Annotated in this window: 12 protein-coding genes; all 12 read right to left on the bottom strand. The window is 68.8% G+C overall.

Annotated elements, in window-relative coordinates; translation table 11 throughout:
• Nucleotides 1–899: 899 nt before the first annotated feature.
• On the bottom strand, nt 900–1,904 hold the full coding sequence (locus FAB82_RS26485) for a HEAT repeat domain-containing protein (protein ID WP_136537590.1): 1,005 nt from the start codon (nt 1,902–1,904) through the stop codon (nt 900–902).
• 3 nt (nt 1,905–1,907) lie between these two features.
• The gene (locus tag FAB82_RS26490; protein WP_136537591.1) at nt 1,908–2,591 is read right to left on the bottom strand and encodes a HEAT repeat domain-containing protein; all 684 of its coding nucleotides are present in this window, start codon (nt 2,589–2,591) and stop codon (nt 1,908–1,910) included.
• Nucleotides 2,592–2,859: 268 nt separating this feature from the next.
• Nucleotides 2,860–3,348 (bottom strand): GbsR/MarR family transcriptional regulator, encoded by a 489-nt coding sequence (locus FAB82_RS26500; RefSeq protein ID WP_136537592.1) that lies wholly within the window; start codon nt 3,346–3,348, stop codon nt 2,860–2,862.
• An 80-nt stretch (nt 3,349–3,428) separates the two neighbouring features.
• Nucleotides 3,429–4,208, bottom strand: a complete 780-nt coding sequence (locus FAB82_RS26505; protein WP_136537593.1) for an ABC transporter permease subunit — start codon at nt 4,206–4,208, stop codon at nt 3,429–3,431.
• 52 nt (nt 4,209–4,260) lie between these two features.
• Entirely contained in the window at nt 4,261–5,148 is an 888-nt protein-coding gene (locus FAB82_RS26510; RefSeq protein ID WP_136537594.1) for an ABC transporter ATP-binding protein, read from the bottom strand.
• Nucleotides 5,149–5,369: 221 nt separating this feature from the next.
• Nucleotides 5,370–8,054, bottom strand: a complete 2,685-nt coding sequence (locus FAB82_RS26515; RefSeq protein WP_136537595.1) for an exo-rhamnogalacturonan lyase family protein — start codon at nt 8,052–8,054, stop codon at nt 5,370–5,372.
• On the bottom strand, nt 8,051–8,710 hold the full coding sequence (locus FAB82_RS26520) for a DUF1961 family protein (RefSeq protein ID WP_136537596.1): 660 nt from the start codon (nt 8,708–8,710) through the stop codon (nt 8,051–8,053). The genes FAB82_RS26515 and FAB82_RS26520 overlap by 4 nt, the downstream gene beginning before the upstream one ends.
• Entirely contained in the window at nt 8,707–9,411 is a 705-nt protein-coding gene (locus FAB82_RS26525; protein WP_136537597.1) for a rhamnogalacturonan acetylesterase, read from the bottom strand. Before FAB82_RS26525 ends, FAB82_RS26520 begins: the two co-directional genes overlap by 4 nt.
• Nucleotides 9,411–10,292, bottom strand: coding sequence for a carbohydrate ABC transporter permease (locus FAB82_RS26530; protein ID WP_136537598.1), 882 nt, complete (start codon nt 10,290–10,292; stop codon nt 9,411–9,413). Before FAB82_RS26530 ends, FAB82_RS26525 begins: the two co-directional genes overlap by 1 nt.
• Nucleotides 10,292–11,263 carry an ABC transporter permease gene (locus tag FAB82_RS26535; protein ID WP_136537599.1) on the bottom strand — a complete coding sequence of 324 codons (972 nt, stop codon included), beginning with the start codon at nt 11,261–11,263 and terminating at the stop codon, nt 10,292–10,294. The genes FAB82_RS26530 and FAB82_RS26535 overlap by 1 nt, the downstream gene beginning before the upstream one ends.
• An 80-nt stretch (nt 11,264–11,343) precedes the next feature.
• Nucleotides 11,344–12,870 (bottom strand): extracellular solute-binding protein, encoded by a 1,527-nt coding sequence (locus tag FAB82_RS26540; protein WP_136537600.1) that lies wholly within the window; start codon nt 12,868–12,870, stop codon nt 11,344–11,346.
• Nucleotides 12,871–12,939: 69 nt separating this feature from the next.
• Nucleotides 12,940–13,605 (bottom strand): YesL family protein, encoded by a 666-nt coding sequence (locus tag FAB82_RS26545; protein WP_168801798.1) that lies wholly within the window; start codon nt 13,603–13,605, stop codon nt 12,940–12,942.
• Between the last annotated feature and the right edge of the window lie 60 nt (nt 13,606–13,665).

The following is a 13,665-nucleotide window of genomic DNA, read 5'->3' on the forward strand; positions in this document are numbered from 1 at the left end:
GCCCGGGGAGCCTCCCGGACCGAACCCGCCTGCACACCAGAGGGGGCACGGGAGGGAAGCGGCCAGGACACGGTCGGACCGGCCGGTGAGCACGCCTCGATGGCGGGGCTGCGCTCGACCGGACCGGCCGGTGAGCGGGACGCTCGTTGAACGGCACCGTGCCACCGGAACAGGGCCGGTCAGCGGAACGGACCGGTGAACGGGAGCCCCGTCAGCGGGATGCTCCTGGGCGGGCTTGACGCGCTCCCGGGCGAACCGGCGAGCGGGAGGCGCCCCGGTGGGCTTCACCGGGCCGGAACGGACCGGCCCGGGCCGCGAAGCCCCTGAAGAGAGAGGGGCGAGCAGGTCCGAGCAGGTCCGAGCGGCACGAAGACCGAGGGCCGATGTGTGATGCCCGAAGCGGGACACGGGAAGGGAGGCAAGATGACCATGACAGCCATGCAGACCATGACAGACTCGAAGCCGACTGCGCCTCGCCCCTGCCCCCGCCGGCACACCCTCACGCAAGGACCGGCGGCAGAGGCCACCGGCACCGGCCAGCGCCCCCACCACACCCCACACCGGCTCCGCCCGGCCCAATCCGGCCCGGCCCCGGCAGGCCACCCCGACCGGCCTTCCCCGTCCCCCCGTCGCTGCGAGCCTGAACGGCAAGGGAAATGCCACCCGGCCTCGGCGGCGCACCAATGCCCAGCCCGCCACCACTCCATCGTTGACCGCCTGAACCGCAAGGGAAGCGCGGGCCGACGCCGCGACGCATCGGCGACAGACCGGCCACCTTGCCATCGCTGCGAGCTCGAACCTGCACCGACGGCCAGCCCCACCCCGGCAGGCCACCCCGGCAGGGCACCCCGGCAGGACCCTGACCGGCCATTCCTACCCCCCGCTCGTTTCGGCCGCCGCTAGCGTCCCCGCTTTTCGAGCATTCCCGCTAGGGCGGTGGCGGTGCGGGCCACGGTCCGGTCTTCGTCGTCGGCCAGTCCGTGGAGGACCTCCAGCGCGATGTCTGTCGGCAGCTCGGCGACCGCCTGGACCAGTCGCATCCGCACCGCCGGTTCCCTAGCAGCGGCGTCGAGCTCATCGACCAGTGCGCTCCTGATCCGGTCGGCCCTTTCGGGATCGGCGGCCATCGCCCCCAGGACCTCGGACGCTTCGACGTCGTTCGCCCCCTCGACCACCATGCCGACGAGTCGCGGCACCGCTTCTGGCCTCCCGCGCGCTCCGAGCGCCAGGGTGGCGTGCCCGCGGACCGTCGCGTCCGTGTCCTCGAGCGCCCCCGCAAGGACCGCGGCCGCCTCGTCACCGGGGATCTCGGCCAGCGCCAGTGCCGCGCTCCGCCGGACCTCGACGTTCTCCGATTCCAGGCCGGTTGCCAGGCTCGCCACAACGTCGTGGTCCGCCCTGGCGAGCGCCCACCGCAGGGCCCCGGCGACGTGCGGGTCGCTTTCGGCCAGGATCGCTTCGGTCAGCAGCTCGGCGTGGACCTCGGCCGCCGGCGCAAGCACGGCCTGCTGTCGACGGGAGGCGCTCGGCGAGCCCAGACCGTGCAGGAGTTCGACGATGCGCAGGACGTCCTCCCAGCCGAACGGCTCCGACGCGTCGACCGCGCGGAGCCGCTTGAGTAGTTCCCGCTCCCGGCTCAGGCGCACTTCGGCCTCCCGGATGAGGTCGCCGATGAGCGTGGCCGGTGCGAAACCCGGGTCTTCCAGCACGAGTCCGATCTGACGCAGCGACAGGCCCAGGGTCCGCAGGCTCTCCACGTGGAAGATCCGCCGGATGTCCTCGTCGGCGTATTCGCGGTAGCCGCTCACCGTACGGTCGGACGGCCGCACCAGTCCGAGGGCATCGTAATGCCTGAGCATCCTGGTGCTCACGCCCGAGCGGCGAGCGACCTCCCCGATCAGCACGGTTCACGCCTCCCGTTCCCCGCCGAGCGCGAAGATCCGCTTCGCATCGGCAATGGCCAGCTCGAAACCGGCGTCCGGGTCTCGCAGCAGCCGCTCCGTGGCGCTCGCATGCGCGCGGACGCCCGGATCGTCACTCGCCATCGCCGTCCGCAGCACCGGCTCGATCACCGCTCCGAGCGCGACGAGGGCGCGACTGAGGCTGAGCTGGGTTTCCCGGTCGCCGCGACCGAGCGAGGCGGCCAGTTCCTCGGCCAATTCATGCTTCTGCCCGTCGGGCACGAGGACGGCGGCGGCCCGCCAGGCGCTCCGGGCGACCTCGTCGTCGGCATCGCGCAGCAGGGACCGCGTGATCGCGGGCCACACACTCGCGTCCCCGATCTTGGACAGTGTGTGCAGGGCCTGGCTCCGGGCCTGAGCGCGCTCCGAGCCCAGCTCCGCGCGCAGTCTCGGGACGGTGAGGTCCGACGGGAGCTGGGTCAGCGCCCACGTGAGCATGTCGCGCACGAAGAAGTCGGGCTCGATCGCACACCGCGCCACGAGGGTGTCGACCAGCGCGGGCTCGGGATGGGTGCCGGCAGCGAGAGCGGCCTTGAGCCGCGTCGAGGAGTCGCGGGCGGACAGGGCCGGGATCAGGTGCGGGTCCAGCGGATTCGCGTGCGCGGTATTCATGGGGACCACCTCCGCCATCAAGTAAAGACCTTGTCACCGTGTCAATGTCAAACTCGTGGGAGATAGCTCTCTGAGTCGTCGGCGCCGTGACCGGCTGGCGCGGCCTGGCCGCCCTGGCCGCGGACTCGGTTCGGGAGTACTGCCCGGCTACCGCGGGGTCTGGCGGGCGATGCACCTCGGCGGCAGGCTCCGCCGGGCCGACGCCGACACCGCCGGCGTCTGGCCCGGCTGGCTCGACAGGACCGAGGATGAGGAATCGCGCCCACCTACCTGAGCGGCGTTCCTGCTACTTGCCGTGCTCGCGGTCCCAGCGTTCCATCATCGCCGGGATCTCCTCGGCGAGCCACGAGAACAGCTCGTGCATCTCGCGGACCCGCTCGGTCTTCTCCGGAGGCAGGTCGCCGAACGAATCCAGGCCCTTGGCGAGGACGTCGGCGAATCCGGCGTACTGGCCGCTCTGGGCTTTGACCAGGTCGGCCATGGCGCCGGGTCGGACGGTGTAGTAGTCCTTGCGGTCACCGGGCTTGGAGCTCTTGGTGACCCAGCCGGCGGTGGTGAGGAACTTCAGCGCCGTGGAGATCGAACCCTTGGAGGCCTGAAGGACATCGGCGATCTGCCCGAAGGTCTGTTCGGGAGGGTCGCACACGAGAAGCCAGCCGATGGTGCGGCCGGTCATGCGAACCAGACCGAGACGCTCCATGGCGAGCGCGAATTCTTCGACGAAGGCGAGCTCCTCGGGAGTCGCGCTGATGTTCTCTTGCTCTGAGCTGGCCATCGGTTCAGTATTCCTTCCTTAGTGTCAAAACGAGCGATGCGGGGTGGGCCCAGTAGCTGGGCCCACCCCGCGGTGGGTGTTCATACAGCAAGGTCTCTGCGGTTGAACGTCGACAGTGACAGCGCCAGGGTCGCCATCGGGAGGATGACCAGGACCGCGATGAGTCCGAGGTTCCAACCGTTGGTCAGCGGCGAGTCGCCGGTCGCGTAGTAGAACGGCGACAGGTATCGCAGCCACTCGGTGTCAGGGTCCATGCCACCGAGGTTGTTGGCGAAGTAGCCGGCGACGGCGATGATCGCGGAGATCCCGATCGCGGAGGCCCGGTGTCCGGTCAGGGCGCCGACCATCTGCGTGATGGCGCCGAAGGCCAAGGCCAGCAGGCCCGTCCCGACTACGGCGGCGAGGATATTGCCGGCCGGGAGGTCCATGTTCCCGGCCGAGGCCCCGGCCAAGATCGCCGCGCCGAAGACGCCGGTGACGATTGCGGTCTGGACGGTCAGGGCCGCGAAGCGCTGGGCGAGGACCTTGGTGCGGCTGACCGGTTGGGCCAGGATCAGGTCGAGCGTGCCGCTCTCCTCCTGGGACGCGGTGCGGGCTCCGAAGGTGATCGCGAAGATCAGGAGTAGCAGCGGGCCCATCAGGGAGAACATCGTCGAGTCGAGGTAGCCGGCGGCAGTGTTGAAGTCGCCCATGCCCATCGCGTCGTAGATGCCGCCGCCTTCCATGTCGAGGGCGCCCTGCTCGGCGAAGGACTCATAGGACGGGACGTACATCATCGGGACGGCGAACAGGGCGATCGACCAGCCGATGAGGCCGCGGCGCTGTTCCTTCAGGGTCTGGGTGAAGATCGAACGGGTCATGGCGGTTGCTCCTTCTCAGTCTTTGCGGGGGTGGGGGCTTCGGTGTCGGGTCTCAGCGGCCGTAGAGGCTGAAGAAGATCGCTTCGAGGTCCGGTTCGGTCGACAGGACGCTCTGGATCCGGTGCTTGGCGGCGGCCTTGAACAGGTCGTCGACCTCGCCTTCGGTGGTGCACTTGAGGGTGCGGCCGTCGACGTGGAGATCGCGCAGCCCGGGCAGCCCCGCGAACTCGGCCTCGTCGACCGGTTCGGCGAAGACCAGCTCGACCGACCGCGGCGAGCGTCGGCGCAGGTCCTCGACGTTCTCGGTGCCCAGGAGCTTCCCGGCGCGCATGATCACGGCCCGGTCGGCGGTGTCCTGGACCTCAGAGAGGATGTGCGAGGACATGAAGACGGTCTGTCCATTGTCGGCGGCCTCGCGGACCAGGCCGAGGAAGCGCTGCTGGAGCAGCGGGTCGAGTCCGGAGGTGGGCTCGTCGAGGACGAGCAGGTCGGGGCGGTGCATGAAGGCGGCGATGATGCCGACCTTCTGCTTGTTGCCCTTCGACATCTTGCCGACGTGCTTGGCCAGGTCGAGGTCGAGCAGCTCGGCCAGTTCTTCGATGCGGCGCTTCGCGACGGTGCCCCGCTGGTCGGCGAGGAAGCCCAGGAGTTCGCGGGCGGTGTTGCGGCCTTCGATCTCGAGTTCGCCGGGCAGGTATCCGATGCGCTCGCGCAGGGCGGCCCCGCCGGTGCGGGGGTCGGTGCCGAGGACCTCGATGCGGCCGGCGGTGGGGCGGATGAGGTCGAGCAGGATGCGGATCGTGGTCGACTTGCCGGCGCCGTTGGGGCCGAGGAAGCCGAACACCTCGCCGGGCTGGACTTCGAGGTTGAGGTCCGTGAGGGCGACGTGCTTTCCGTAGTTCTTGCTGAGGCCTGCGACGCGGATGGCGGGGGCGGTCATCTCGACCCTCCTTTGGTCTGTAGTTACGGGATGTTCCGCAATTGCGATTTGTTCAGTAAACACTGAACTTATGGAACAGTCAACGCCCCGACCAAGAAAAATGACCGCCATCACAGTCGGAAATCGAGAAATGAGCCTGACCTGGGGTTCCGTGACCGACTTCGGGTCGCGGACCCGGCCACCGAACCTTCAGCCGCCCGGGACCGGCCGCCCGAGAACCGTCAGGTGCCTTCCTGGCGGCGGACTATTTCGTCCGGGCCTTTCGGAGCTATCCCGAGCTGATCGCCGATCAAGGCCAGGTTCTGGATGGTGGCGAGGCCGCACTGGGCCGCGTCGTTGGTGTACAGCGAGCGCGTCTCATCCACAGGGGACAGTACTTCCGGCGGCAGGATCCGCACCGCGCGGAAGGCGTCGCCCATGAATTCGCCGCCCTTGAAGTACGCCTCCCACGCCCGCTCGGCCAGTGCGTCGTCGCCCGTCCGGTCCGAGGCATAGGCCGCGAGCCTCGAATGCGCCTGCTCCAAGTGGATGCCCGAGGGTGCCACTCCCAGTTCCGCCCGCTGCTCGTCGGGCGACGCGAGGTAGAGCCGGCAGTACTGGAGCCAAGCCTCCCGGAACCCTGGGGCCTCGATCTGGCCGGAGTCGATCAGGCTCACCAGCTCGCTGCACACCTCTACCAGTCCGAACACGGCGGACAGGTGGGAGACGTTCACGCGGTCGCGCGCGGTGTCGAACCTGCCCGCGTCCAGGTCGTACAGCGCCTCCCCGGTGAAGAACCCGTGTGGCAGTGCGCCGATGTCGCTCATGGTGCCGATGAGTCGGTCTCGGGAGCGTTCGTTCCCGGTGATCTCCCAGTCGGCCAGCCAGGTCGCCGCGAGCGCGCTCCAGTCGGTGCCGAGTCCGACGGCCAGGGCGTGGCGCTCCGGCTGGTACGTGGCGGCGTCTTGTCGCACCTTGCGGGTGGGGTCGATCGAAAGGAAGGTGGTGTCGGAGTCCCGCAGCTCCAGCATGAGGTCGCGCGTGTGCTCGTCTCCGGTGAGGAAATAGTGGCACCGCCGGTACGCGGGCGTGGAGATGCGCAGTTGCTTTGCGCTGCAACCCCAGTGCTGGACATTGTGCCGAGTGCCGAGCCCCTGCCACGGCCCGGAATGGTAGACGTCCACATCCCCGGTATGGCGGGTCATGCGTTCGGCGAGGCGGAAGACGTCCGCGCGGCCGGTGCGCAGGAACGAGGTCCACAGCCACAGATCCGGCGACAGCTCGGAGTTGTCCCACGCGTACCCGCCGACGTCGTAGCGCCAGGTGTGCCGGTCGGCGTCGTAGGCGTGCATGACGTCGCCGAAGTTCCAGAACCCGTACCAGGAGCGCTGATCGACCTGCCCGATGTAGTAGTCGAGCATGAAGTCGAGCCGGTCTTCGAGCGCGGCGCGGCGCGGATCGGCGCGGTCGGGAAGATCCCAGTCGCCCATCACGCCGGCCGCGTGCAGCGCCTGTGGCGTGGGCACAAGCTGGGGACGAACGGCCGTGGCGCCGGCGATGCGTGCCAGCTCGTCTACCGGAGGCGTTGCGGCGAAAGGAGTCACGGTCAGTTCGTGGGTGCGGCCGATGCCGTGTGCCGTGCCGAAGCCGGGCTCGTAGTCCTCGTAGGTGATCTCGAGGGCGTCGAGCTGGTCGGCGTAATTCTCCTGACCGAGTCCGTCGTGGTAGAACCGCAGGTCCATCGGGGCGGCGTCCGGCGACCACAGCCAGGTGGTCAGCGTCGCCGCGTCCGAGTCGGCATCGCGCACATCGAGGCCGGTTGGGTGGGATTGCCAGAATCCGGTCAGTCCGACGGCCAGCCCGCCGGACGTGTCGCCGACGTAGGCGAGTCCGTCCGCGCGCGTACCCTGCGCGACGTCGATCCAGGGCCGATCGGCGGCCGTTCGCTTGTGGATGGTGTAACCGTTGGCGGTGAGCTGACGCAGCGAGTAGTCGCCCCAGCAGGGGATCCAGCGCGCGAGATCCGCTACGGACCCCGCCCAGTTCGGCGGGGGAGGAGTGGCCCGCCCTTCGATCTGCGCGGCGCGCACCTCGGCCCCCGGGTCGCGGCGCAGCCCGGTCAGCCCGCGCACGGCCTCCCGCAGGAACCCGCCATCGGCGCCCGCCAGGCGAACGTGCCGGTCGTGTGGGTCCGCCCGCAGCGGCACGGTGAACCGCAGGCCGAGCGACGACAGGAAGTCCCGCTCGGGGTCGCCGTCCCAGACGAAGGAGTGGATCAGCCTGAAGGTCGGCGCTCCGGCGGCGAACACCAGCCGCACCGTGAACGGCAGCCATTCGCGGCCGTCGCCCGCCTCGTCGCGGTGGATCCCGTCGACCCGGAGGACGGCGCGCAGCGGCCCGTCCTGCTCCACGACGCAGCCGGTGACGTGCCCGACGGCGCAGGCCCGGCCGCGCACGTCGGGTTCCGGATGGTCCTGCCGACTGGAGACCAGCCGACCCGAGACCGCGACCTCCGCGCCACCGACACGCATGGACCGGACAATGTCGTGCCCATTGTCGGGCACGCCTACCCGGCACGCGCCGGTGTCGACTTCGAAGCCGTCCTCGAGCGCGGTCACGGTGACCCGGTCCGCCGAATCCTCGGCGCCTCCGCGGTCGCGAACCACGACCCGGTAGCCGTCCGCGGGCTCGCGGCCCGCGCCGAGCGCAATGCCAGCCCACTTCACGCTGCCGTCGGGCCAGGTGGCCAGCGGCCAGGTTTGGGCGGGCACCGGTGTCCCCGCAGAATCGACGACCGCCAGTTTCGCCGTATCGGCGACGGCGCCGCAGGCCAGCGGGACGCCGCAGCTGACACCGCCAACCGAGAGGTCGGGCCGGGCGTCTTCGAGCCAGCGCAGGGGAACATCGACAGTGGCGGCGGTCTTCATGACAGCGGATTCACCTCAAGATTGCGGTAGTGGGCCGCGAGCGGGGACATCTGGCGGAAGCCGATCCGTCCGGCCCCCAGCGGCTCGTCGTCGTGGAACGTGAACAGCTCCAGGCCGTCGATCGCGAACGACACCTCCGGGCCGCGCTTGGTGACGCGCACGCGGTAGTGGCCGTCGGCGTCCTCCGCTCCGGGCAGGGGGTCGGCGCTCTGCGCGACCAGGTGGAACCCCGGGCTCTTGCGCAGATTGCAGGTGCGGAACCGCCGCTCGGTGGGCCACTTGCGGCGCAGATAGGACACGTGAAACGCCGACACGTCGCCCGAGTGGTACTGCGGGTAGTACCCGGTGCGCGGCGCCAGCGACGGGTCGAACAGGTCGCGTCCGCCGGTGCCCGTGGCGGCGAAGAAGAGCATCGCCAGGCCCTCTCCGGACAGCGGCCGGAAGTCCCACGAGATCTCGACGTCGGCGTCGAACACCTCGGGGCACCAGAAGGTGAAGTGCGCGTGGTCGCCCCGACCGGCGGCCACCAGGGCGGCTTCGTCCGCGGTGCTGGACAGCACCATGCCGCCACCCGAATGCTCGACCCCGGCCGGCCCCTCGGCCACCCAGCCTTCGAGATCCGTCGGTGCGGCGAGCGGGTTGCGGTACGAACTCAAGGCCGCACCAGCCACTTCCCGAGGGGTTCGACTTCATCGCCGCCGCCGTCCAGGGCCAGAAGCTGCTCCGCGACGAACCGCGCCACGGCGGCGGCGCCCGCGGTCGTGAAGTGGGTGTTGTCCTTGGCCAGCGCGGGATCGACGTCGATGCCGCGCGCCGCGGCCGCGCCGTGCACGAACAGCGCGGCCGACTCCGCCTCGCCGAGCCAGGTGTAGAGCCACCGGGTGAACACGGTCAGGTCGATGACCGGCACGTCGAGCTCGTGGCCCAGGGCGCGGACCGCGGCCGGGTAGGGGCCGTGCGAGTACTGGAGCTTTCCGGCCTCGTCGAACATGCGGCGTTCGACGCTCGTGGCAAGGATGGCCCGCCCGCCCGCGCCTCGGACCTCGGTGACGAACTCGGTGAGGCGGGTGCGGTATCCGCCTGACGCGGCAAGGAGTTCGGGCTCCTTCTGGTCGTTGTGCCCGAACTGGATCACGACGGTGTCGCCCGGTCGGAGCACCGCAGTGACCTTGCCCCAATGCCCCTCCTCGCGGAAGGACTGAGTGGTGGCGCCGCCGACGGCGTAGTTGCGGACCTCGTCGTCGATGAACTGGTCCAGCTCGTCGCCCCATCCCAGGAGCGGCAGGTCGGCGCGGCCGGAGGTGGCGCCATTGTCGGTGGGGGCGACCGTGGAGTCGCCCGCGAGGTGGATCGTCATCAGCCCTTCACACTTCCTATGAGCATGCCTTTTGCAAAGTGTTTCTGGAGGAACGGGTACGCCAGGAGCACCGGGATCGTCGCGATGATGACCACCGCGAACTTGATGCCCTGCGCCGGAGGCGCCACATCGGAGTTCATCTCCTCCGCCGACAGCGACGCCGCGGCCGTCACCTGGCGCAGGATCATCTGGAGGGTCCACTTGCTGGTGTCGGTCAGGTACAGCAGCGGCGACATGTAGTCGTTCCAGATGCCCACGGCGTAGAACAGCGCGAACGTCGCCAGCACCGGTTTGGACAGCGGCAGGATGACGTGCCGCAGCACCTGGAGTTCGTTGGCGCCGTCGATCTTGGCCGACTCCTCCAGCTCGACCGGCAGCTGCTGGAAGAAGTTCTTGATGATGATCAGGCTGAACGGGTTGATCGCCATGGGCAGGATCAGCGCCCAGTACGTGTCGAGCAGACCGAGGTCCTTGACCACCAGGAACGTCGGGATCATGCCGGCGCTGAAGACCATCGTGAAGATGACCAGGCTGAGGATGGTGCGGCGGCCGGGGAGGTCCACCTTCGACAGCGGATACGCCATGAGCGCCGTCAGCGCCAGTTGGATCAGCGTGCCGACGAAGGTGACCAGCACCGTCGTGACGAAGGCGCGCACGAATACGTCCGAGGACAGGATCGACTCGTACGATTCGGTGGAGAACTCGTTCGGCCACAGGAAGAACGGCCGGGTGGTGATCTCGTACTCGGTCGCGAAGGAGCCGGCCAGCACGTAGGCGAACGGCAGGATGGCGAGCAGCCCCACCGCGATCAGCAGCACGATATTGAGGACGTCGAAGGCGCGTCCGGCGCGGGTGTTGAACCGCTTGTAGTCGGAGGACATCAGAAGATCCCCTGCTGGTTGAAGCGCTTGGCGAGCCAGTTCGTACCGAAGATGAGGACGAGCCCGACGAGCGCCTTGAACAGCCCCACGGTCGTGGAGTAGCTGTACGCGCCCTGCTCGATGCCGGTGAAGTAGACGTAGGTGTCGAAGACGTCCGCGACGTGTCGGTTCAGGGAGTTCGACATCAGGTAGATCTGCTCGAATCCGGTATTGAGGATCTGTCCGGTCTGGAGGATGAGCATCACCACGATGGTGGGGCGGATCGACGGCAGGGTTATGTGCCAGACGCGCTGCCAGCGTCCCGCTCCGTCGATGATCGCGGCCTGGTACTGCTCCTGGTCAACGCCGGCCAGGGCCGCGAGGAAGATGATCGTGCCCCAGCCCGTGTCCTTCCAGACCATCTGCATGAGGATGAGCGGCCGGAACCAGTCGGGGTCGGCCATCATATTGGAGTCCGTGCCGAGGAGCCCGTTGAACAGCGTCCATATCGGCCCGTCGCCGATGGCGAAGAGCAGCGCGGTGAGGGAGACGACGACGGTCCACGACAGGAAGTGAGGGATGTAGACGAGCGTCTGCACCGTGCGTTTGAGGATGTTCAGGCGCAGCTCGTTGAGCAGGACGGCCAGCACGATGGTGAGCGGGAACGCGATGAACAGGCTGAGCGCCGCGACGATCAGGGTGTTCGTCAGCAGCCGTGGGAAGTCGGGATTGGTGAAGAACTCCTGGAAGTGGGCCAGGCCGACCCACTCGCTGTCCTCGATGCCGAGGAACGGGATGTAGTTCTTGAACGCGATCTGGGCCCCGTACATGGGCCAGAACCGGAACAGGGCGAAGTACAACAGGCCCGGCAGCATCAGGAAGAACAGCCATCGGTACCGCACTACGCCGTTGAAGAACCTCCGGCGGCGGGCGGGCGCCTGCGGGGGCTGGGCGTCCGGCGCCTCACGCTCGACTTCGACGACGGTCGTCATCGAACTCTCCTAGGGGATCGGGGTGTCAAGGGATTTGGAAGCGGGTGCGGGACCCGTGCCGCGGGTCCCGCACCGGAGCGTTACTGGAGTTCGGCGTAGAGGTCGTTGATCTCCGTCTCCACGTCGCCGCCGCCGCTGGAACGCCACTGGTCGATGGCGCTCTGGAGCCCGGCATCGTCGATCTGTCCGTCGATGTACTGGATGCGGGCGTCGGCGATGATGGTGTCGAGCTGGCTGCCGCTGGTGGTGTAAGTCGGCGACACGAGCGCCGCAGCGGGGTTGAAGACCGCGTTTCCGAGATCCTCGGCCTGCAGGTCGAGGCGGAGCTGGAGCAGCTCCTCGTCGTATTCGGAGGCCGGCTTGATCGTGTAGGCGTTGTAGCCGGCGACGGCCGTGCCGAGCTGGGCCCAGGCCCCGGTCACCTGGTCGGTGAAGTCCTGCTTCTCGGGGTCGTTCACGGCAAACTCGCCTTCGACCGTGAAGTTGTCGCCCTCGATCCCGTTGTTCAACAGGATCTGCGCCTCGGTGCTGTTCAGCTTGTCGAGGGCCGTCAGCACCTGGTCGAGCTGCTCCTCGGTCTGCACCCCGGAGCGGGGGATCGCCAGAAATCCGGCGTACCCGGCGGTGGGCATCGCATAGGTGCCGTTCGGGCCTTCCAACTGGCCGGCGAGCGCGACGTACTGGTCGTAGTTCTCGGGGTCCTGCTCATTGAACAACTTGACGAGTTCGCTGGCCCGAGATTGGACGTCGATGATGATGCCGCCCTCGCCGTTCAGGAACGGCTCGTTCCAGGTCTCCGGTGCCATGGTGGCGTAGTCGGGGTTGAGGTAGCCGTTCTCGACCAGGTCGCGCTCGTACTCCACGGCCTGCCGCCACTCGTCCGATTCGAAGGAGGGGGTGAGCTCGCCGCCCTCCTCCTGCCAGACGTTGCCGGCGCCGTGCCAGACCTCGATCGCGTCGTACGGGCTGTTGGTGCCGATCGCGGCGGGCCACTCGACATTGATCATGCCGTAGGTGTCGTTCTCGCCGTTGCCGTCCGGGTCGTCCTCGGTGAAGGCGCGGGCGAGCTCGTAGAGGTCGTCGGTGGTCTCGGGCAGGTCCATGCCCAGGTTCTCGAGCCAGTCCGCCCGGATGATCACGCTGTGCCGGATGACGTCCCGGGCGCGGTACACGCCGTAGACCTTGCCGTTGACGCTGGAGGCCTCCTGCACCTCGGGGTTCTCGGTGACGAGGTTGGGGTAGTCGCCGGAGGCGAGGTGCTCGGTGAGGTCCCAGAATCCGCCCGCTTCGGCGGTCTGGACGAAGGACTGGTCCTTGCCCCCGATGACCATGACGTCGGGGATGTCGTCGCCCGCCAGGACGGTGTTCGTCTTGGCCGCGTAGTCGCTGTTCGGCACCCATTGGACGCTGAGGTCGAGGCCGGCGACCTCGCTGAGCGCCTTGTCGATCGGGTCGTCTTCCTCGGGCGGCACCTCGGAGAAGTAGGGGGCCATGATGTCGAGGGACTCCAGCGGCTCATCGCTGCCGGAGTCGCCGCCGGAGCAGCCGGTCAGCGCGAGGCTGCCGACCGCGAGTACTGCGGTAGGGATCGCTGTCTTTGGTTTCATGGGGGCCTTTCACCAGGGGATTTCGTTGGTCACTCGTGCGGTTGGGTAGGCGGGGTCGCCGGCGGGGGATCAGGGGGCGGCCGGGAGGTTCCGGTCGTTCGCGGCGTAGAAGGACAGGCAGAGTCCGGTGCACAGGTACGCCCATGCACCGATCGAGAACACGGGCAGCAGCCCGGGTATGAAGGCGGTGATGGCGATGACCAGTGCGGTCGTCGCGATGAGCAGCAGCGGGGCGCCGGGGAATCGCACCAGGAAGGCCCAGGCCAGGCGTATGCACTGCGCGCGCCGCAGGTCGTAATGGGCGTCCATCGTCAATGCGAGCACCAGGTGCGCGAGGCACACGGCGGCCGCCGCGATGAGCGCCCAGTCGAGCCATGCCGGACCGGACTGTCCGCCCAGTGCGACGAGGCTCACGCCCAGGCACGCGAGGGCGGCGGCGGACGGGGCGGCGAGGAGGTTGGCGCCGACGAAGCGCTGGCACCACTGGGTGGCGAAGGTCCGCACCAGCCGCTGGCTGTCGCCCCGCAGCCGGGTCCGGCTGCACGAGGTGGCGGCGGCCAGCGCCGGGGCCCAGCCGAAGAGGAGCCCGCCCGCCAGGGAGAACGCGATCACCAGCAGGTTCAGCAGGCCGATGAATGCGAAGGCGTCGGCCCATCCGTACCAGCGCTCGACCCGCGCGCCGCCGCGGGCGGAGCGGTCCGGCGTCGGTTGGCGAGCGCTTGCAGCGATAGTCATACGGTGTCCAGCGTCATGCGTACTCCCACATCTCCATTGATGCGACGGGGCCACGCTTCC

Source organism: Glycomyces buryatensis (assembly GCF_004912275.1).
Lineage (GTDB): Bacteria > Actinomycetota > Actinomycetes > Mycobacteriales > Micromonosporaceae > Glycomyces > Glycomyces buryatensis.

What these genes read in the sequence shown, in the direction of transcription:
- FAB82_RS26515 (WP_136537595.1), bottom strand. Translation starts at nt 8,054, where the DNA reads ATGAAGACCGCCGCCACTGTCGATGTTCCCCTGCGCTGGCTCGAAGAC.
- FAB82_RS26505 (WP_136537593.1), bottom strand. Translation starts at nt 4,208, where the DNA reads ATGACCCGTTCGATCTTCACCCAGACCCTGAAGGAACAGCGCCGCGGC.
- FAB82_RS26510 (WP_136537594.1), bottom strand. Translation starts at nt 5,148, where the DNA reads ATGACCGCCCCCGCCATCCGCGTCGCAGGCCTCAGCAAGAACTACGGA.
- FAB82_RS26500 (WP_136537592.1), bottom strand. Translation starts at nt 3,348, where the DNA reads ATGGCCAGCTCAGAGCAAGAGAACATCAGCGCGACTCCCGAGGAGCTC.
- FAB82_RS26545 (WP_168801798.1), bottom strand. Translation starts at nt 13,605, where the DNA reads ATGACTATCGCTGCAAGCGCTCGCCAACCGACGCCGGACCGCTCCGCC.
- FAB82_RS26535 (WP_136537599.1), bottom strand. Translation starts at nt 11,263, where the DNA reads ATGACGACCGTCGTCGAAGTCGAGCGTGAGGCGCCGGACGCCCAGCCC.
- FAB82_RS26525 (WP_136537597.1), bottom strand. Translation starts at nt 9,411, where the DNA reads ATGACGATCCACCTCGCGGGCGACTCCACGGTCGCCCCCACCGACAAT.
- FAB82_RS26530 (WP_136537598.1), bottom strand. Translation starts at nt 10,292, where the DNA reads ATGTCCTCCGACTACAAGCGGTTCAACACCCGCGCCGGACGCGCCTTC.
- FAB82_RS26540 (WP_136537600.1), bottom strand. Translation starts at nt 12,870, where the DNA reads ATGAAACCAAAGACAGCGATCCCTACCGCAGTACTCGCGGTCGGCAGC.
- FAB82_RS26490 (WP_136537591.1), bottom strand. Translation starts at nt 2,591, where the DNA reads ATGGCGGAGGTGGTCCCCATGAATACCGCGCACGCGAATCCGCTGGAC.